Origin of the sequence: Levilactobacillus paucivorans, assembly GCF_001437125.1 — a bacterium.
In the GTDB taxonomy this organism is placed as follows: Bacteria; Bacillota; Bacilli; order Lactobacillales; family Lactobacillaceae; genus Levilactobacillus; species Levilactobacillus paucivorans.
Genome location: NZ_JQCA01000119.1, coordinates 12,826 through 30,542 on the forward strand (window position 1 = coordinate 12,826; position 17,717 = coordinate 30,542).

General features: G+C 49.7%; 17 protein-coding genes, 1 tRNA gene and 1 pseudogene. 6 read left to right on the top strand and 13 right to left on the bottom strand.

The window, feature by feature from the left end:
• Positions 1–92: 92 nt before the first annotated feature.
• Positions 93–644 (bottom strand): nucleoside tri-diphosphate phosphatase, encoded by a 552-nt coding sequence (ntdP, locus tag IV54_RS09010; RefSeq protein WP_057879033.1) that lies wholly within the window; start codon positions 642–644, stop codon positions 93–95.
• Between the two features lie 168 nt (positions 645–812).
• On the opposite strand from ntdP, the gene IV54_RS09015 reads away from it, so the two are divergent.
• Positions 813–1,058: a YdeI/OmpD-associated family protein gene (locus IV54_RS09015; RefSeq protein WP_057879034.1), complete on the top strand. Its 246-nt coding sequence runs from the start codon at positions 813–815 to the stop codon at positions 1,056–1,058.
• A 90-nt stretch (positions 1,059–1,148) separates the two neighbouring features.
• Here the strand turns inward: IV54_RS09015 and IV54_RS09020 are convergent, their stop codons facing one another.
• A complete protein-coding gene (locus tag IV54_RS09020; protein WP_057879035.1) occupies positions 1,149–2,321 on the bottom strand; it encodes a serine hydrolase domain-containing protein in 1,173 nt (390 codons plus the stop codon).
• Positions 2,322–2,355: 34 nt separating this feature from the next.
• Positions 2,356–3,156: a recombination regulator RecX gene (recX, locus tag IV54_RS09025; RefSeq protein WP_057879036.1), complete on the bottom strand. Its 801-nt coding sequence runs from the start codon at positions 3,154–3,156 to the stop codon at positions 2,356–2,358.
• 194 nt (positions 3,157–3,350) lie between these two features.
• Here recX and IV54_RS09030 point away from each other — a divergent pair, with 194 nt between their 5' ends.
• Positions 3,351–3,806 carry a flavodoxin gene (locus IV54_RS09030; RefSeq protein WP_057879037.1) on the top strand — a complete coding sequence of 152 codons (456 nt, stop codon included), beginning with the start codon at positions 3,351–3,353 and terminating at the stop codon, positions 3,804–3,806.
• 61 nt (positions 3,807–3,867) lie between these two features.
• Here the strand turns inward: IV54_RS09030 and IV54_RS09035 are convergent, their stop codons facing one another.
• Genes IV54_RS09035 through wecB form a run of 3 tightly spaced genes read right to left on the bottom strand, consistent with a single transcriptional unit; the run spans position 3,868 to position 6,772 of the window.
• Complete coding sequence (locus IV54_RS09035; RefSeq protein ID WP_057879038.1) at positions 3,868–4,767, bottom strand: YihY/virulence factor BrkB family protein; 900 nt, start codon at positions 4,765–4,767, stop codon at positions 3,868–3,870.
• Between the two features lie 27 nt (positions 4,768–4,794).
• Positions 4,795–5,646 carry a nuclease-related domain-containing protein gene (locus IV54_RS09040; RefSeq protein WP_057879039.1) on the bottom strand — a complete coding sequence of 284 codons (852 nt, stop codon included), beginning with the start codon at positions 5,644–5,646 and terminating at the stop codon, positions 4,795–4,797.
• Entirely contained in the window at positions 5,639–6,772 is a 1,134-nt protein-coding gene (gene wecB, locus IV54_RS09045; RefSeq protein ID WP_157054394.1) for a non-hydrolyzing UDP-N-acetylglucosamine 2-epimerase, read from the bottom strand. The genes IV54_RS09040 and wecB overlap by 8 nt, the downstream gene beginning before the upstream one ends.
• 244 nt (positions 6,773–7,016) lie before the next feature.
• Between wecB and IV54_RS09050 the strand changes: the two genes are divergently transcribed.
• Complete coding sequence (locus tag IV54_RS09050) at positions 7,017–7,958, top strand: glycosyltransferase family 2 protein (protein WP_057879040.1); 942 nt, start codon at positions 7,017–7,019, stop codon at positions 7,956–7,958.
• Positions 7,959–8,075: 117 nt separating this feature from the next.
• On the opposite strand, the gene IV54_RS09055 is transcribed toward IV54_RS09050, so the two are convergent.
• The 5 genes from IV54_RS09055 to IV54_RS09075 form a co-directional block, all read right to left on the bottom strand.
• Positions 8,076–9,431 carry a gluconate:H+ symporter gene (locus IV54_RS09055; RefSeq protein WP_083488571.1) on the bottom strand — a complete coding sequence of 452 codons (1,356 nt, stop codon included), beginning with the start codon at positions 9,429–9,431 and terminating at the stop codon, positions 8,076–8,078.
• A 156-nt stretch (positions 9,432–9,587) separates the two neighbouring features.
• Positions 9,588–10,040, bottom strand: coding sequence for a universal stress protein (locus IV54_RS09060; protein WP_057879042.1), 453 nt, complete (start codon positions 10,038–10,040; stop codon positions 9,588–9,590).
• 139 nt (positions 10,041–10,179) lie between these two features.
• A tRNA-Arg gene (locus IV54_RS09065) sits at positions 10,180–10,252 on the bottom strand.
• Between the two features lie 55 nt (positions 10,253–10,307).
• Positions 10,308–11,648, bottom strand: a complete 1,341-nt coding sequence (locus IV54_RS09070) for a DEAD/DEAH box helicase (protein WP_057879043.1) — start codon at positions 11,646–11,648, stop codon at positions 10,308–10,310.
• A 17-nt stretch (positions 11,649–11,665) separates the two neighbouring features.
• A complete protein-coding gene (locus IV54_RS09075; protein WP_057879044.1) occupies positions 11,666–12,667 on the bottom strand; it encodes a Gfo/Idh/MocA family protein in 1,002 nt (333 codons plus the stop codon).
• 166 nt (positions 12,668–12,833) lie between these two features.
• Here IV54_RS09075 and IV54_RS09080 point away from each other — a divergent pair, with 166 nt between their 5' ends.
• Positions 12,834–13,205 carry a DUF4828 domain-containing protein gene (locus IV54_RS09080; protein ID WP_057879045.1) on the top strand — a complete coding sequence of 124 codons (372 nt, stop codon included), beginning with the start codon at positions 12,834–12,836 and terminating at the stop codon, positions 13,203–13,205.
• Between the two features lie 70 nt (positions 13,206–13,275).
• Here the strand turns inward: IV54_RS09080 and IV54_RS09085 are convergent, their stop codons facing one another.
• Entirely contained in the window at positions 13,276–14,040 is a 765-nt protein-coding gene (locus IV54_RS09085) for a GH25 family lysozyme (RefSeq protein ID WP_057879049.1), read from the bottom strand.
• A 57-nt stretch (positions 14,041–14,097) separates the two neighbouring features.
• Positions 14,098–14,958: an SIS domain-containing protein gene (locus tag IV54_RS09090; RefSeq protein ID WP_338034233.1), complete on the bottom strand. Its 861-nt coding sequence runs from the start codon at positions 14,956–14,958 to the stop codon at positions 14,098–14,100.
• A gap of 249 nt (positions 14,959–15,207) precedes the next feature.
• On the opposite strand from IV54_RS09090, the gene gntK reads away from it, so the two are divergent.
• Together gntK and IV54_RS09100 are read left to right on the top strand one after the other, a co-directional pair.
• The gene (gene gntK, locus IV54_RS09095) at positions 15,208–16,758 is read left to right on the top strand and encodes a gluconokinase (RefSeq protein ID WP_057879047.1); all 1,551 of its coding nucleotides are present in this window, start codon (positions 15,208–15,210) and stop codon (positions 16,756–16,758) included.
• Between the two features lie 176 nt (positions 16,759–16,934).
• A pseudogene (locus tag IV54_RS09100) lies at positions 16,935–17,663 on the top strand (gluconate:H+ symporter); the annotation flags it as partial.
• Between the last annotated feature and the right edge of the window lie 54 nt (positions 17,664–17,717).

The following is a 17,717-nucleotide window of genomic DNA, read 5'->3' on the forward strand; positions in this document are numbered from 1 at the left end:
AAGTTCCTTTCTTTTTTAAAAAAGGAGCGAGCCACGAATGGACTTGCTCCGGATGATACGGAAGACAACTCTTACAGGTCGAACGCCGTGCCCTACTTGGGACGACGTGACAGTTCCTGATACCGTTGATACCACAGATCGACATAGGCTTTAGAGAAGGGCCCCTTGTGATTGTTAATCCAGTCAACTAACGTCAAGACATTGGCCTTCAAGATCTGGTCCGTCTCGGCACCATAGTGCCAACGCTGACTGAAATCCTGGTATTCATCCACGTCTAATAACCGCTTTTCGCCGTCTGGAAAAACCTTCACGTCAAGATCATAATCAATATATTTGAGAGCTTCCTTGTCTAAAACGTATGGAGAGGCCAAATTACAGTAATAAGACACCCCATTATCCCGAATCATAGCAACAATATTAAACCAGTAATGCTTATGAAAATAAACGATCGCGGGTTCTCGGGTCACCCACCGCCGCCCATCGTCTTCCGTGACCAACGTGTGGTCATTGACGCCGATGAGGGCGTTCTCGCTTGTTTTGAGTACCACAGTGTCGCGCCAAGTTCGATGCAAACTTCCGTCGTGCTTGTAGCTTTTGATCGTAATGAAGTCGCCTTCCTTAGGTCCTCTAGCTTCGCGCGTCATGTCTAAACCCTACTTTCTAAGTAACGGGTAACTATAAAAATTCATTCAATATTATACCAGATTAACCGGTATTATTGAATAGCTCGTCCCGGATTCATTGGACAAAAGTCTTGGGTCCGCCATAAACTTGCGCTAAACTAACAGAAACAAACGATGAGGTGAAACAAGATGACCCAAGCGCCGCTAAGTACTTTCGAACCCTTGATCCCCCAGGTTGCCGACCTTCTGGCTGACGACCCTGCACTCGTCAACTTTTTTAATGACTTAACGACCGGTTACCAACGCGAGTGGGCCCGCTTTATTTTTGGCACCAAGGCTCCTGCGACTAAAGAACGCCACATTGCCGAAATGCGAAAAATTTTGGCAGCAGGCTATAAGTCAAAGCGAGCGTACGGGAGTCGGCCGAAGTCATAATCAAATCTGACTTCTAGTTTTGTAAACGCCAAGGGCCTGGGAGGAATCCCAGGCCCTTGGCGTTTTAAGCTTATCTGATCAGAGTGCGCGCTATTTACCCAGATTGCCACCTTCCAAGAGGTTCCAAAGCTGAATAGCAGCCGTCTGGGACAGTTGGTTGGCCCGGTAGTAGTTACTGAGTAAGACGACCCCATCCTGGCCATCCTTGCTCAACAGGAAGGTCGCCTCGTACCCGTAGGCTAAACCGTGGCCTCTGACATAGGTTGGGTAAACATAGAGTCCCCCACCATACATCGACGCCGACCCGGGAACCAAGAGGACGTTAACGTCCTTCTGTGGATAGACCTTCCCTAGCAACATGTTGCGTTCCGCCTGGAAAAGGTCATTGACCGACATATAGACCTGCCCCGTCCCGAATTGATAGAGCATCGACAGCTTCGATTCCCCGTATTCGGTATCATAGGTTGGCAGCACACTCCCGGTCTTAGAGTTCGTGTACCCTTGAGAATAATCGGACCGGTTTGCCATATTGAAAACGAAGCCGGAATGCTGAAGGTTCCCGGCATCGATAATATTTTGTGTGAAGTAATCTTGATAACTTTCACCGGAAACCTTCTGAATAATTCCGGCCAACAACATAAAGTTCACCGGTGAATAGTGCCACCGCCCAATCTTAGCCGGCTGACTGACCACATTATTCAGAATAAATTTAATCATCTGCTGTTCGGTTCTGATCGAATTAGGAAAGGCCGTCAGCACTAATCCACTCTTCATATCCAGCATTTCGCGCAGGGTAATCTGATTACTCCCCGCAATTTGTGGATAGTACTTGGACAACGGATCACTGAGTGCCACCTTGTTTTCACTGGCCAGCTTCATCAACAGTCCCGCCGTAAAGGATTTCTGAATCGACGCCAATTGATAGACGCTATTCACATGATTTTTCTGACGGTTGGCGGCGTCGGCGTAGCCCCAGCCCTGTTGATAAATCGTCTGGTTGTGATGCACCACGAGTGCTGTCCCTACGAAACGGTTGGCCTGTAAGACGGCATCAATCTGGCGTGTTGTCGCTGCCGGTGCCAGCTTACGCTTCTTAGCTGGTACCTTCTTCTTTGGTTTGACCTTCCGAACCACCACGCTACTTGAAACCTTTGGCTCAGCCTTGGTCTGTTGCGTCTGACCATTAAACCACCAAGCCAAACCGCCACCGAGACCTAAGACGGCCCCCAAAGCTAAAACTGTCCCCCATACTTTTGAATTCATAATTGCTCCCCCTTACCCTTTTAAAACGTTGTGACTAGTCTGCCGATTCCCCTAAATCTGCCAGCCAAGCGCTGATCTCATCGAGCTTAAATCCCTTACGATACAGGGCTTGCTTCGTCTTATACTGCCGTTCCGAGTGACTCAGTGCCCGATAACGATGCCACAGTTTCTCGCCCTGCTTCGCCAGTAGCGCGCGCTGTTCATCCTCATCCGGCGTCAAGTCCAGGCTATCCAACATGCCATTAATCTCATCTCCACCGAACCCTCGGCTCATGAGGCCCTGACGCACCTTTTGGAGTTGATTACGTGTCGATTGATGTTGGTAACGCTTGGCTAGTTTCTCTGCGACGGCCGTCCCCACGGACATCTGTTCTGCCACTGGATACTGTTTCAAGGCCTCGTCGATCGGCTGTTCAGCGACACCCTTCTGCCGTAAATGCTGGCGAATCACCCGTGGTCCCTTGTCACTTGTGTTCATAATGGTTCGCACGTAGCTAGCCGCATAATGGGCATCATCCACCAAGGTAAACTCTCGGAGCTTTTGGATCGTCTGGTCAATCGTTTCTGGCGGAATTTCCAGATCGACTAACTTATCTCGCACTTCTTTTTCAGTCCGTAACTGATGAGACAGATAATCCAAAGCCTTGTTGTAAGCCTTGGCGACATCGTCAGCCGACGTCAGTTGTTCCTCGAGTTCCTTATCGATCTCCATGCCCTTGTACAAACGAAAATCCACCAGGACGCTTTCACTTACCGGGAAGGCGTAATGGCCATCGACGTAAATATTATAGCGTCCTGAACGTTTCTGAGCTTCAATCATGGTAATCTCGGCCATTTCGATCACTTCCGTTTCTTTTATTTATGACTATTTTACCAGTTTCAAATTCATTGGGGTTCGCATAGTGGTGGATTAGTTAGTCAGTCAGCTTTTCCGCCCATACATGATTCCCTAGCGAAATGAGTGTGGCCGCTTCGTCACTGGCCTGCTATAATTAACAACAATCAAGCTGCATCGAAAGGAGTGCCACTATGTTAACCGCTCACGTTGTTTTTGCCACCATCACCGGGAACAATCAAGACGTTGCCGATATTGTCACCGAGGGTCTAGAGGCCCAAGGCTGTCAGGTTCAAGAGACCGAAATCTCTCAGACTGACGCCACCGAGTTCAAGACGGCCGACATCTGTGTCGTCTGTGCCTACACCTATGACGGCGGCGCCCTTCCCGAGGAAGGTCTCGATTTCTTCGAGGACCTTCCCCAAGTCGACCTCAGTCACCAAGTATTCGGGGTAGCCGGTTCCGGCGATACCTTCTACGGTGACGACTTCAACGTCGCCGTGGACCGGTTTGCGGCCGCCTTCAAGCAGAGTGGCGCGCGTCAGGGTGCCCCCAGTGTCAAGATCGACCTGGAGCCTGGTCAGGCCGACATTGATCGGCTTGACGCCTTCGCCGCACAACTCGTGGCCACCGCACAACACCCAGATTAATCTGATTCAGTCATGAGACATCAAAGGTCCGGGACAACTACGCCCAGACCTCTGGTGTCTTTTATTTTTTCTTGATTCGATACTTCAAGATATTGGGTAAAACCGTCTGCTCCTCAAAATCTCCAACTAGGAGTTCCTGGATCGAGGCATTTAGGACCGCCCCAAACATCAGGATCATCCCGGTAAAGTCGAGCCAAAACATCAGAACGATAAAGGTTCCAATCGTCTTGTAGCTATCGATGTTGTGCACAAAATACTTCACATACAGCGAGAAGGCTTGCGATAAGAGTAGCCAACCCACCGTCGCGATAAGCGCCCCCGGCCACACGTAACGCCATTTCAACTTAACGCTGGGCACAAAGTAAAAGAGGATCATCAACACGAAGAATGTGACCCCAAAGGTCAAGGGCCACTTGGCCGCGTTCACGTAGGTGAGCACTTGAGTTGGCAGATGTAGCAGTGGTGTCAATTGTTCCACGGCCACCTGCCCAAAACTAAAGAAGAGCATCAGAATGAAAAGCAACGCAATCAGCGCCACCATCCAGAAAAACGCCCCGACGCGGTTGACGATAGCATTTTGCTTTTTCGCCACACCATAGGCGCCGTTAACCGTCCGTTGGAAAGCCGCGACCGCCCGTGAAGACGACCAGATTGAGACGATCACCCCGATCGACAGCACACTTCCACTCCGATTATTCAGAAAGGAATGGATGATGGGCTCCAACATGGTATAGATATTCTCAGGAACGATCGGTTCAATGCTCTCCATCACCGTTGTGGTTTCGATGTGTAGATACGGCAGGATACTGGCAACGACTAGCAATGCTGGAAAGAGCGACAACAAAGTATAATAAGCCAACACCACCGCAGAATCGGAGACGTTTGCCATCTGGTATCGTTTGCCAATGGTTTGAATGAATCGGCCGACTGGTGCCAGCCGTGCGCGCCACTGTTTAGCCACAGGTGCCACGTCTCCTTTCGTTGTCAGTTAGAATGACCCGTAATCCTCCGCAAACTTCAGCGTGCCAATCATTTTTTCCAAGGTCTTGCGACTAAAACGCACGCGTTTGGCCTGGCGGAAGGCTTCGATAAAGGTGGCCAGGTCGTCGTAATTGGCCACAGCAGTACAGTTATAGGCGTCATTCGGATTTAATTTGGTCTTGTTACCCACGACCATCGAGTTGATGTGGTCGTAACGGTCATAGTAGTTGTAATAGACCATTGGTTTAACAAAGTCGATGATCCGGTCATTCTTGTTCTCCAATTGCCGGTGCATGGTAATTTCACTATTGATATAGCGCACCAACAGTTTTGATGAGAGTTCGGCCTGGGTCGCCGGGTTACTGATCCCCGTGTGCAACGTAATTGAGCGTTGCCCCCGACCTTCCTGTTCAAGACTCATCGTATAGCCTTGGGTGAGCGATTCATTTTCTTCCGACAGGTTGGGCAGGAAGAACCGGTCCAGCCGATTCATCAACGCCTTCGGGGTCTTCTTCTCTTTACCAGTAAGGTTCACTGCGGAAAAGTCATCGAGACTCGTGGAAAAGATTTCTTCGGACAGGTCATGGAAAATCATCCCCCGCCAATACTTACTCTCCACGTTAATCACGCCAAAGGATGTCACCAGCAGGTTGTCAATTTGCATGACCCGCCATGAATCCCCTTCGTTCATCTCCTGCGTCACAGGATTCTTCACCTTGTTAGCAAAGTGGACGTTACGCAGAATCTTATAATCAAATCGTTCATTATGCTTCAGAGCCTTTTGATGCAGGTCACGCATAATTTCTGATAATTGTTCAGTCGTTTTAATCTCGGCTCGGTCATATGCCGTCTCAGCCATTTAGATTGCCTCCATTGATTTTGGTTTCAATCGCTTGCAAAATGCGTTCGGAGGCGTGCCCATCCCCATAAGGATTTTCGGCAGTCGCCATCCGTTGGTAGGCCTGTTCGTCTGTTAATAATTGTTCCATAGCTTCGGTCACGCGCTTGGGATCGGTTCCCACTAATTTAAGGGTCCCGTTCTCAACACCCTCTGGTCGTTCCGTGGTATCGCGGAGCACCAGAACGGGTTTGTTCAGTGACGGGGCTTCTTCTTGAACCCCACCGGAGTCCGTCATGATGAAGAAACTCCGTGCCGCCATGTTATGAAAGTCCACGACATCTAGGGGATCAATCAGGTGAATTCGATCCATCCCGTCTAGCTCCTCATGAGCCGCCTGCTGGACGACAGGACTCAGGTGAACCGGATAGACCACTTCCACGTCAGGATGGGCTTCAACCTCACGACGCACGGCTTTAAAGACGGTGTGCATGGGTGCTCCCTGGTTCTCCCGGCGGTGCATGGTCAAGAGAATCATCCGATGATCCGCAGCCACCTGGTCCAAGACCGCATGATGGTAGCCTGGATCCACTGTTTGCTTCAAGGCGTCGATTGCCGTGTTCCCAGTAATATAAATCTGATCTGCGGGATGCGCCTGTTTTAACAGGTTAGCCTTGGAAAGCGTCGTGGGCGCAAAGTACAAATCACTGAGAATATCGGTCAATTGGCGGTTCATTTCCTCCGGATAAGGTGAGTACTTATCCCAGGTCCGTAACCCCGCCTCCACGTGACCTAACATCGTTTGGTGATAAAAGGCACTCACACTGGCGGCGAAAGTTGTCGTGGTGTCCCCGTGAACCAGCACGATGTCTGGCTTGGCTTCCGTGAGGACGTCATCGAGTTGATTCAAGACACGGGTCGTGATCCCACTTAAAGTCTGCTGTGGGCGCATAATATTCAGATCATAGTCCGGGGTAATCTTGAAAATCGCTAACACCTGGTCGAGCATCTCCCGGTGTTGTGCGGTTACCACCGTGATTGGGGTGAACGCGTCTGGCCGTTGTTGCATGGCCAAGATAATTGGGGCCATCTTGATGGCCTCCGGTCGGGTTCCAAACACTGTCATTACTTTAATTGGTTTCGTCACTGCAATACCTCCAAAGTCACGTGTATTATCGTCAATTATAGCAGAACCCACGGTCCCATGTTATAAACTCCGTTTTTATTCTCAAATTATTCGTGACCTAGCGAAACCTTTTTCCTTGAATCCGCATTCATTGGCAATAAGTAAGGTTAGTCACCGAAAAGTGGCACACTCGTAAACAAATTTTAATGGCAAGCCTCCTATATTTGAGGTAAGATGATAGCGTTGTGTGAAAGGAATGTCTGTGATGAAGAAATTGAGTCTGGTCGTTCCTTGCTATAACGAGGAGGAGTCTATACCATTATTTTACCGAACCGTTAGCAAGGTGATCACGTCTATGAATACCCCTACTCCAACGGTAACGCCGGAGTATATTTTTGTGGATGATGGGTCAAGCGACCACACCTTAGATGAAATGAAAGCCTTACATGAAGAGCATCCGGAGACTGTCCACTTTCGGTCATTCTCCAGAAACTTCGGTAAGGAATCAGCGTTGGCCGCGGGCCTCCAAGCCACGACAGGCGACATGGTCGCCGTCATGGACGTTGATTTACAAGATCCACCGGAGCTTTTGCCGGAAATGGTCGACCTCATTGAAAATCGGGGATATGATTGTGTGGGGACCATTCAAAAGGAACGTCGTGGTCAAAGTAAACTACGGGCGTTTCTGTCCAGCAGCTTCTACCGTGTCATTAACTGGTTATCCGACGTCCGGATCGAACCGAATGCTCGTGATTACCGATTGATGACCCGCCAATTTGTTGATACAGTGATCTCATTGCCCGAATTCAACCGGTTCTCCAAGGGAATCTTCAGTTGGGTCGGCTATAAGACCACGTATCTGACTTATGAAAGCCAGCCCCGAGCGGCCGGTACAACCCATTGGAACTTACGTCAACTGTTTGCCTACTCCATTGAAGGCATCATTGACTTCTCCAATGCGCCGTTGCGTCTCGCCACTTGGGTCGGCAGCCTCTCCTTCCTACTCTCAATTCTCGGCTTGATCTTTGTGATCGTCCGGGCCTTAACCGTCGGCGGATCAGTCGCCGGTTGGCCATCCCTCGTGGTGATTTTGCTTGCCATTGGTGGGATTCAATTATTCTGTCTGGGAATTCTAGGACAGTACATCAGTAAGATTTACCTCGAAACGAAGCATCGTCCGATGTACATCATTCGAGAAGAAAAGTAAATAAGCTGTGAGAAGGGCAGCCATTGCTAATCAGCGATGACTGCCTTTTTCTGACGTTTCGGCCCTCACAGCTCAAATTAAAAGGAGACCAGGACAATTGCCCTGATCTCCTCTTTGTTAATTTATAATTGTATTCATTAAGAGAACCATTAACAAGCCGACAACCGAAATAACCGTTTCGAGGGTCGTCCAGACCTGGAAGGTTTGTTTGACACTCAAGTCAAAGTATTCTGAGAACATCCAGAAGCCCGCATCATTCACATGAGATGCTGCCAGAGAACCGGCACCAATGGCCAAGGCAATCATGACTGGGTCCGCATTAAGCGTGTGCATTAATGGCGTCACCAACCCGGCCGCCGTCATCCCGGAGACCGTCGCAGAACCCAACGATACCCGCAGAATAACCGTGATCAACCAGGCTAACAGGATTGGGGAGAACTTGGAGTGCATCATTAATTCCTGCACAGCCTTCCCGACCCCACCGTCGATCAAGACCTGCTTGAAGGCAGAGCCCCCAGCGATAACCATCAACAACATGGCAATCGACTTGATCGCATCTTCCAATGTCGCACTGATTTCCTTCATGGTCCGGCCACGATGGAAACCCATCGACCAGATCGCAAAGAGTAAGGCAATCACCATGGCAATGACGGGGTTCCCTAACATGGAGACCACAGCGTCCAACCCTTGTGGGTGTTTCGGTGCAGTCCCCCCATCGACCGTCATTTGATAAATGGTTGCCAGGGCCATGAAGACGACTGGGAACAGTGACGTCAGCACAGCTAAACCAAAGCTAGGTGTCTCGTCGAGAGCAAATTCCTTAACCTCACCAAAGGCAGGTAAGGACTTCTTGATCACGAATAAATCTGGATTGAACCGGCGAATGACGCGCGTCCAGATCGGACCAGCGACGATCACACAAGGAATCGCCACAATAATCCCAACCAAGAGCATCTCACCCACGTTGGCCCCTAACGCCGTAGCGACCGCCGTTGGCGAGGGTTGTGGTGGTAAGAAACCTTGCGTAGCGGATAAGGCCGCCGCCATCGAAATACCTAAGTACAGGAAGGGCACCTCAGCTTCTAAGGCCACGGCGAACACGATTGGTGTAACCAGAACTAACCCAACTTCAAACAGTAAGGAAATCCCAATCAGGAAGGAGGCCACTACAATGGCGACCTGCAACCGCTTCTTCCCAAAAACATTGATCAGGGTTCGCGCAATCCGGTAAGATCCCCCGGAATCTGAAACCAACCGACCAATCATGGCTCCAAAACCAAAAACGATGATCAGCTCGCCCATGGAGCTCCCGATACCGTTCTTGATGGAGTCAGCGATGTTGGCTGGGTTCATCCCCAGCCCTAACGCAACAAGGATTGACGTTGCGATCAGCGAAACAAAGGTATTCAACTTTACTCGAATAATCAGGAAGAGTAATAGGAGAATCCCCAAAAACAAAATGACGAACTGCATTATTCTCTCTCTTTTCTATGCCGAATTCTGAGGACCAGACCTGCCGTAGTCCGATCCTATTATGCATAGAGTACATTGTATGAAAAAAAGTTACGGTTTGCAAGGGCTTACCTGTATCTTATTTTCATTTGAGAGCCGCCAAACGGTGTTAATCCGCTAACGAACGATCATCACCGAGATTGGAGAATATTTTGCCATGTAGGCTGCCTGACTCCCGAAATACTTGCGGACACCCTTCTGAGAGAGCGATCCTACGACGAGTAAGTCTGGTTTGACGTCGGGGATGATATTTTTCACAATAGTCTCACCTGGATCGCCCTCGCCAATGACGTAATGGACCTTGGTGATCCCGAAGCGTTCGGCCAGGTCCTGATACTTTTGTAAATGCGCCTGAAGTTCGGCTCGCTGACCGTGGACATAGTCCTTACTCAAGGCTTGATAGATATTCATATTATCGGATTCCAACACGGAACAGATGACAAGCTCTGCCCCGTCAAATTTAGCCCGGTTCATGGCGTAACGAAAGGCCAACTGTGCATCCGGGGAGTCATCCACCCCGACTAGAATGCGTGTGAACTTTTTGGGGTTCATTGACTCTGTATTTTCCATCGAAACTGCCTCCTCTTGGCTTAACATACTTTCATTATAATAGAAAACGGTTCCAGACGCGAAATTTTCGTGTGAAAACTGCGATTTTTCCGTAACAAAAAACCGACACCAGTCTGGCATCGGTTAATGACACATTGATTGACCCCACCCGGGCTCGAACCGGGATCATTCGCTTAGGAGGCGAGTGCCCTATCCAGTTGTGCTATGGGGCCATAAAACAGATCCATGATTTATTTTTACACGGATCTTTTTAATTGTAAAGGCTGACTACTTCTGCTCGGCATCTCTGTCGCGCCACTTCTTCCGCATTCCTTTATTCTTGGTATGCCGGTTCTTATGTTTTTTCTTCTTCTGAACTGGTGCCGCGGGGGCATTAGTCACAGGCTTAGGGGCATGGGCCGTAGTGGTCGCGGCCTTACTAGTAACACTCCCCGGAACCTTGGCCTGCGGTGTCGCAGCTTGTTTAGTCGTCACGGCCGCACTCGCCGGTGTCTTAGGAGCAACCGGACGTTCCGTGGTCAAACGACGGTTCCCAAAGTAAATCGGAACTAAATCGTAATCGGTCTCCTTGAGGAGCTTCTTTAAGTCCCGCAAATCGTGGTCATCACCCAGACTGAGGACCTGTCCAGGTTCACCCATCCGACCTGTTCGGCCGGCCCGGTGCACGTATTCATTGACTGACTGGGGTAAGTCATAGTTAATGACCGCTGGCAACTTCGGGATGTCTAAGCCTCGTGCCGCCACATCGGTCGTCAATAGCAGTCGCGTTCGGCCCAGCCGGAAGTCCTGCAAGGCCTTCTCCCGTTGAACCTGACGCAGATCACTGGTCAGACTAGTCGCCGAGACATGGTCGTGATAGAACCGTGAGGCCGTGTGTTGTAAGGCATTGGTTTGCTTAAAGAACACCAAGGCCCGGAAATTCGGCATCGACAGCAGGCGTTTTAACATCTGATCACGCTTGCCCATCCCAACTTGCAAGAGCCCGTGACGGACGGTCCCCTGAGTCTGGTCTTCGGCCCGGACGTCAATCCGTTCGACGTCCTGACCAAACCACTTGTCCAGCTCGTGAAGAATTGGCGTATCGGTAGCAGAGAAGAACCCGAGTTGCACGCCAGCTGGTGCGGCCTGAGCAATCGCTCTGACCGTATCCAAGGTGTCCCCTGTCAGTAGGTCGTCGGCCTCGTCCACAATCATCAAACTGACCAAATGGAGCTTCAGTTTGCGGTCACTGATCAGGTTGAGTACCCGGCCCGGGGTGCCGACAATCACTTCGGGACGCTTCTTCAAGCGCTCCGTCTGGCGCTTCACGTTGGCACCCCCGGTCAGAGCAACGACCTTCAAATCCAGGAGCTTCGCCCAGTCACGCATGATCCGGCTTGTTTGAATCGCGAGTTCCTGAGAAGGTTCCAGCACAATAAGCTGAATACCGTCACCAGGAAGCAGGTTGGCCAAGGCCGGTAAGGTAAAGGCCACGGTCTTCCCGGACCCCGTTGGTGCCAGACCTAGGACGTTATGGTCGCCAACCATGGGGTCATAGACCGCCGTTTGAATCGCGGTTGGTTCGGTGTAACCTAGGTCCTTAAAGTGGGCCTCAAATTGTTTTAACATATCGTATCCTCTTTTTCTTAGTTTTGGTCGGCCGGAAAGCGGAGATTCCCCGCCACCCGGAGATCAAATAGTACTTGGTTCACGGTCAGGCTCCACTCGAGCCAACGCTGATAATCCGCCACATTTTGTGGGGCGTCGGGGTCCTGTAAGATCCGCGCAAAGTCCACCATTTCAGGCGTCATCGGATTGTCCAAGGCTGGTTCACTGAGATTCTGTTCTTGTCCAGTCGCGTCACGGAAGAACACGTGGGTCAACTCACCCGCGCTGTCCAAGGCGATGGTATCCTTCAGACCATAAATTTCAGATTCTGCGGTAGAATTGCTGGTCTTCCCAAAGTTAATGGCAACGTCGAAGTCCGCATAGCGTAAGACGGCAAGTCCCTTGCCATCCGCACCCGTCGCAATCAGCGTTGGGAAGTAAGCGACCGTCTCTGGTTGACCGAACAACGCCACTGCCAGGTAGACGGGATAAACCCCGAGGTCTTGCAGGGCCCCACCAGAAAATTCTGGGGTGAAGACGTTTGGCCGGCCACCAGCCAACACCTGGTCGTAACGTGACGAATATTTCATGTAGGTCAGGTTTGCCCCTTGAACGGTGGGGAGTCCCGCCATGGCCCGTTCGATTTGGTGGAAGTTAGGTGTGTGCACGTGCCGGGCGGCTTCGAAGAACTTCACCTTGGGATGCTGGGCCAAGGCTGCCTGGATCGCCGTCATCTCACGCCGATTACTGAAAGCCGGTTTCTCCACAATAATGGAGATATCACGCTTAATTGCTTCCAAGGCTTGGGCAAAATGCAAGCTGTTTGGTGAGGCAATGTACACCACATCCAAATCGCCCTGTGCCAGCATTTGGGTATAATCCGTATAATTAACCTGCGCGTGGTTCCGCCCTCCGAAGGCTTTGGCTGTTGCTGCCTCTCGTGAATAAATCCCGGCCAGTTCATATTGTTGGCTTGCTGCGGCCGCATCAACTAACTGTTGCGTAATCCAATTCGTTCCAACCGTTCCTAATCGAATCATGTCGTTACCTCCCAAGATAAGTTCTAATTAGCTTCATTTTAACAGTCACAGCGAGGCAAGCATAGCGCCATCATTAATTTTCTTAAAATCCAAGGGAATTATGACGAGTTTTCTCGATAAAAATGTTATATTGAAGTTAATTACTTAATCAAGGGAGGGATTACTGGTGAAGGGTCGGGATATCGCACTATTCGGCGTTTCACTTGTGGCTGGTTTGACCGGTGGATTTTCACTACATCGCAAGAAAAAGAACCAACCGAGTGAATCGCCATTATTTTACGTCGGAACGTGGCAGTTTGTTGATCCCCACAATCATCGCCACCACCGGTTGGAAATCAGTCCTAATCTTGACGTGCAGATCGATAATCATCCCCTTAAGGTCCGTGTCAAAGACCTTGATGAACATCAGCTCACCTTCCAGGACAAATTCGGTTACCATCTGACCATCCACGCCAACGAACGCCAACCCATTTCATTTTTCGATGAAGCCGACGATTGTACTTATGCGATGCAGCCACTGCAAAAACCAACTGAATAGCTTGATAACAAAAACAAAACGTCGTTAATTCGCCAGGCCCTTATGCCCGTCGAACTAACGACGCTTTTTTCTATTTAATAAAGCTTTCCCAGTCTTGCTTACTTCCATTAAACACGGAACGTGAGACTGGCTGGCTCTGATTACTCTGAGACAGTGACCCATTGGCATTATATTCGATGAACTTAACCTCACGCCCGTGACTCTTGAGTTTGCCTCCCGCTGACCACTTGGCCTGGTTAGGCAACACAGGATCCACGAACTGAGTCATTACCGTCTGATTCGCAAAGATAATAACACCCTGCTGATACCCGTTATTGAGCAAGGTGACCAACCTTTTCAACTTCTGACCCTGACTCGCCATCCCGGAATTATTGTTGTTGTATTGATCATAGTAGCTAACCGAAACCCGGATTGGCAACGTTCCGGTGCCCTGGCCCACGGTATCCTTGAAGTGTGCATACTGCTGGGCCGCCGTGGAGGTAAAACTGAAGGTGTGCGCCACCCCCACCTTGATGTCGGCTCCTTGACATCGGGAATAGTTGTCACTGAAGTCATCATCAGTATACGTGGCCCCCGAGGTGGCCTGCAGGTAGACAAAGGCTGATTTCTGCGACAATTGTTGAAAATCAACATAGCCGCTGTCCTGATTCAAGGTCACCCCGCGAACCGGATACGTGGCCAGTTGTGCTCGCTGATGTTGTTGCCACTGTTCCCAGCCAAAAGCCCCAGCTACCAGTACAACTAGAATTAATAAACCGATTAACCAGCGTCGCCGACGTCGATGAGGGTGACGAAAAGTGTTGTCATAAATAGGTTGATAGTCTTTTCGTTTCACCGTCAATCACCGCTCTTCCTCACCAACTAGAATTTATCCTCTATTATACCATGTTGGTTAGGATTCATCTCGGGTGTGTTCAATCACATCGCGGACTCGGGTCAAGACGGGTTGGGTCCGTGAAGAAATGCGCAAGACCGTCATCATAAAAAGACTGTCGAGAATCGTCAGTTGAGAAATCAACGAGTACATCCCCTCGGACCGATACTTCACTTCATCTGTCAAAGATAGGAAGGTGACCGCTGCGGCCTGCGCCAATTCGGACCCACTATAACTGGTGATGACAATGATCGCCACTCCATTGCGCGTGAGTTCCCGCACAATTTGTAACGTTTCGTGGTTTCGACCGGAGTGAGAAATCACGATCGCACAGTCATCCGCGGTCATCTTAGCCGCTTGCATCAACTGAATATCATAGTCAGGATGGTAAACCACATTCAATGAGGTTCTGAGGAATTTGTGATAGCCATCTAAAGCCGCGATGGAAGATCCCCCTAACCCAAAGAACGCCAGGGTCTTGGCATTGATAATTTTGAGAACCGCGCGCGCCAAATCGTCTTCATTTAAAGCATCATTCGTTGCCCGCAGTGAGTTCACGGAGAACCGGAACGTTTTGTTGGCAATCGTTGCCAGTGAGTCACCCTCGGCCAATTCCGGGAAGGAACTCTGTTGTGGGGTCATGGCTGCGGCAGTGTGGGCCAAAGCCATCGTAAATTCACGGTAGTTGGCATAATTCATTCGCTTCACGAAACGAGAAATCGTCGCTGTGGAAACATTGGACGCTGCGGCCAACTCCTTAATTGTCATTTCACTAACTACTGCAGGATTATCTAAGGCTAATTGTGCCACCTTTTTTTCAGTCCGGGACAATTGATCATAAGTCCCTCGAATCTTGCCAATCGTTGAGCGTGCGATAATCGCAGCCCCCTTTCTACAAAATCAAATTTTACTTTTGTAAACATTTTACAGCATTTGACTTGAAATGTGAAACTTCTTTTCATATAATGTGTGTGGTAGAGAAAATTAGAGCTCATCTGATAGCGGCTATTTGTGTAACCGCTACCTTACCGCGACGTATCTGTTGCGTTCTCGGAACGAATACGTTATTGTTCTGGGGTGATGACCTTCTTTTTTTCACGATAATCGCACCACGAAAGGACGAGCACTATGGACTACATGATTGGGGTCGATATTGGAACGACCAGTGTCAAGACCGTATTGTATGATACAACGGGTAAGATGCAAGGTTATTCTAACAACCTCTATCCCCTCTATCAGGATGTGCCTGACATGGCCGAAGAAGACCCAGAAGAAATCTTCTCCGCGATCATTGATGGCTTAACGACGGTTCTGCGGAAAGCAGACCTTAAGAACGGCCAACTTCACGGCGTTTCTTTCTCCGCCGCTATGCACAGTCTGATTCTGTTAGACAGCGATCACAAACCTTTAACCCGTGCCATCACCTGGGCGGATAACCGGGCCGTTAAATACGCTGATGAACTCCGCGAAAACGGTGTTGGGAAGCAATTGTACGAAAAGACCGGGACACCTATTCACCCAATGACGCCACTGAGCAAGCTGATCTGGATTCGCAACGAACAACCAGATCTCTTCAAAAAGGCGCGTTGGTTCGTCGGTATCAAAGAATACGTGATCTACAAACTCTTTGGTGTCATGCAAGAAGACTACTCAATCGCTAACGCAACGGGACTCTTTAACATCTTTAAGATGGACTGGGACGACCAAGCCTTAGAGGTTGCCGGTATCACACGTGACCAATTACCAAAGCTAGTTGATACCACGGACCAAGTGTCTGGCATGAAGGCCGACTACGCCGGTGTTATCGGTATCGACCCACAAACGCCATTCATCATGGGTGCCTCAGATGGTCCCCTGGCTAACTTGGGGGTTAATGCCATTAACCCTGGTGTTGTTGCCGTCACCATCGGAACTTCCGGTGCCGTACGTGTCGTCACCGATAAGCCAAAGATTGACCCTAAGGGCCGGGTATTCTGTTACTACCTATCCAAAGACCACTGGGTCGTTGGTGGACCCGTCAACAATGGTGGGATCGTCTTCCGTTGGGTTCGTGACCAACTCTTCGCACCAGAAAAGTTGACTGCTGAACAAATGCATGTCGATTCTTACGACCTGTTGACGGAAATCGCTTCAAAGATTCCAGCCGGTTCTGACGGATTGATCTTCCACCCATTCTTAGGTGGCGAACGGGCCCCAATCTGGGATGCCAACGCTCGTGGATCTTTCTTCGGTTTAACTCGGACGCACTCACGAGCCCACATGGTTCGGGCCGCTCTGGAAGGCATTGTTTACAACCTCTACACGGTCATGTTGGCCTTGGAAGAAGTCGTTGGCAAGCCATCCAGCATCCAAGCTACCGGTGGTTTCGCCCGCTCCGCTCTCTGGCGTCAAATGTTAGCTGACATCTTCGAACAAGACGTCACGATTCCAGAAAGTCCAGAAGGAACGGCCTTAGGTGCCGCAACGTTAGGGATGTATGCCTTAGGAATGATTGACGACCTTTCAGCCGTTAAGAACTTCGTGGGTGTCACGAATGTTCACCATCCTAACCCAGAAACCTACGATGCTTACCGCGCCTTGGTTCCAATCTACATCCGCTTGAGCCGTCAGTTGCAATCCGAATACAAGAATATTGCGGAATACCAACGGACTCATGTGACGGATCTAAAGAAAAAATAAGTTACCCACTTATTTTTTCTGAAACACCGTTAGAATTGGGTGAAAATTTTATCGTTTGATAAAATTCAGCCTATACAAAAAAGATTCTTTCGGGTAAAATGTGTTTACTATATTGATTGGTCGGTGTTTACACAGCGGCCTTTCAAAATTTATTAGATGAAAGGGCTTACTTCCAAATAGAACTTTTAGCTTTAGTCATCGGGGTTATCTTTCTATTGGTCCTCATTATTCGTTTCAAGATCAATACGTTCGTTTCCCTGATTCTGACCTCCGTCCTGACAGCCATGTTACTGGGGATGGATTTAACCAAAATCGCCGCAACCATCGAAACGGGGATTGGGAGCCAACTTGGTGAACTTTCCTTAGTCTTCGGTTTCGGAGCTATGCTGGGTCGGTTAGTCGCCGACGCCGGTGGTGCTTACATGATTGCCACGACCTTAATTGATCGTTTCGGTAAGAAACGCCTGCAACTTGCTATCATGCTTGCTTCATTTATTTTAGGGATTGCCCTCTTCTTCGAAGTTGGGATGGTCCTCTTAATTCCTATCGTCTTCGCCATTGCGGTTGAAGCCGATGTGCCAATTCTCTACTTAGGGATTTCCATGGCTGCTGCCTTGTCAGTTACCCACGGATTCCTGCCACCTCACCCAGCACCAGTCGCGATTTCTGCTGTGTTAGGTGCCAATGATGGGAAAGTCTTACTCTTCGGTTTGGTTGTCGCAATTCCTGCCGCAATCATCGCCGGTCCTCTGTTCACCAAGCTCGCACAGCGTTACGCGCCTACAGCCTTCGAACAGAAGGGTAACCTTTCTTCATTGGGTGAAGTTAAGACGTTCAAGCCTTCAGAAGCTCCTAGCTTCGGCTTATCCGTTTTGACTTCCCTCTTCCCTGTTATCTTGATGGCCGGTAGCGTCAAGAATCTTGTGTAAATGAAATGCCTTCGTACATATAATATGTAT

Bases quoted from the DNA above. Each gene is read 5' to 3' on its own strand.
- IV54_RS09040 (WP_057879039.1), bottom strand. From the start codon at position 5,646: ATGGCTGAGACGGCATATGACCGAGCCGAGATTAAAACGACTGAACAA.
- IV54_RS09075 (WP_057879044.1), bottom strand. From the start codon at position 12,667: ATGATTCGATTAGGAACGGTTGGAACGAATTGGATTACGCAACAGTTA.
- IV54_RS09020 (WP_057879035.1), bottom strand. From the start codon at position 2,321: ATGAATTCAAAAGTATGGGGGACAGTTTTAGCTTTGGGGGCCGTCTTA.
- recX (WP_057879036.1), bottom strand. From the start codon at position 3,156: ATGGCCGAGATTACCATGATTGAAGCTCAGAAACGTTCAGGACGCTAT.
- IV54_RS09030 (WP_057879037.1), top strand. From the start codon at position 3,351: ATGTTAACCGCTCACGTTGTTTTTGCCACCATCACCGGGAACAATCAA.
- ntdP (WP_057879033.1), bottom strand. From the start codon at position 644: ATGACGCGCGAAGCTAGAGGACCTAAGGAAGGCGACTTCATTACGATC.
- IV54_RS09070 (WP_057879043.1), bottom strand. From the start codon at position 11,648: ATGTTAAAACAATTTGAGGCCCACTTTAAGGACCTAGGTTACACCGAA.
- IV54_RS09015 (WP_057879034.1), top strand. From the start codon at position 813: ATGACCCAAGCGCCGCTAAGTACTTTCGAACCCTTGATCCCCCAGGTT.
- gntK (WP_057879047.1), top strand. From the start codon at position 15,208: ATGGACTACATGATTGGGGTCGATATTGGAACGACCAGTGTCAAGACC.
- IV54_RS09055 (WP_083488571.1), bottom strand. From the start codon at position 9,431: ATGCAGTTCGTCATTTTGTTTTTGGGGATTCTCCTATTACTCTTCCTG.
- IV54_RS09060 (WP_057879042.1), bottom strand. From the start codon at position 10,040: ATGGAAAATACAGAGTCAATGAACCCCAAAAAGTTCACACGCATTCTA.
- IV54_RS09050 (WP_057879040.1), top strand. From the start codon at position 7,017: ATGAAGAAATTGAGTCTGGTCGTTCCTTGCTATAACGAGGAGGAGTCT.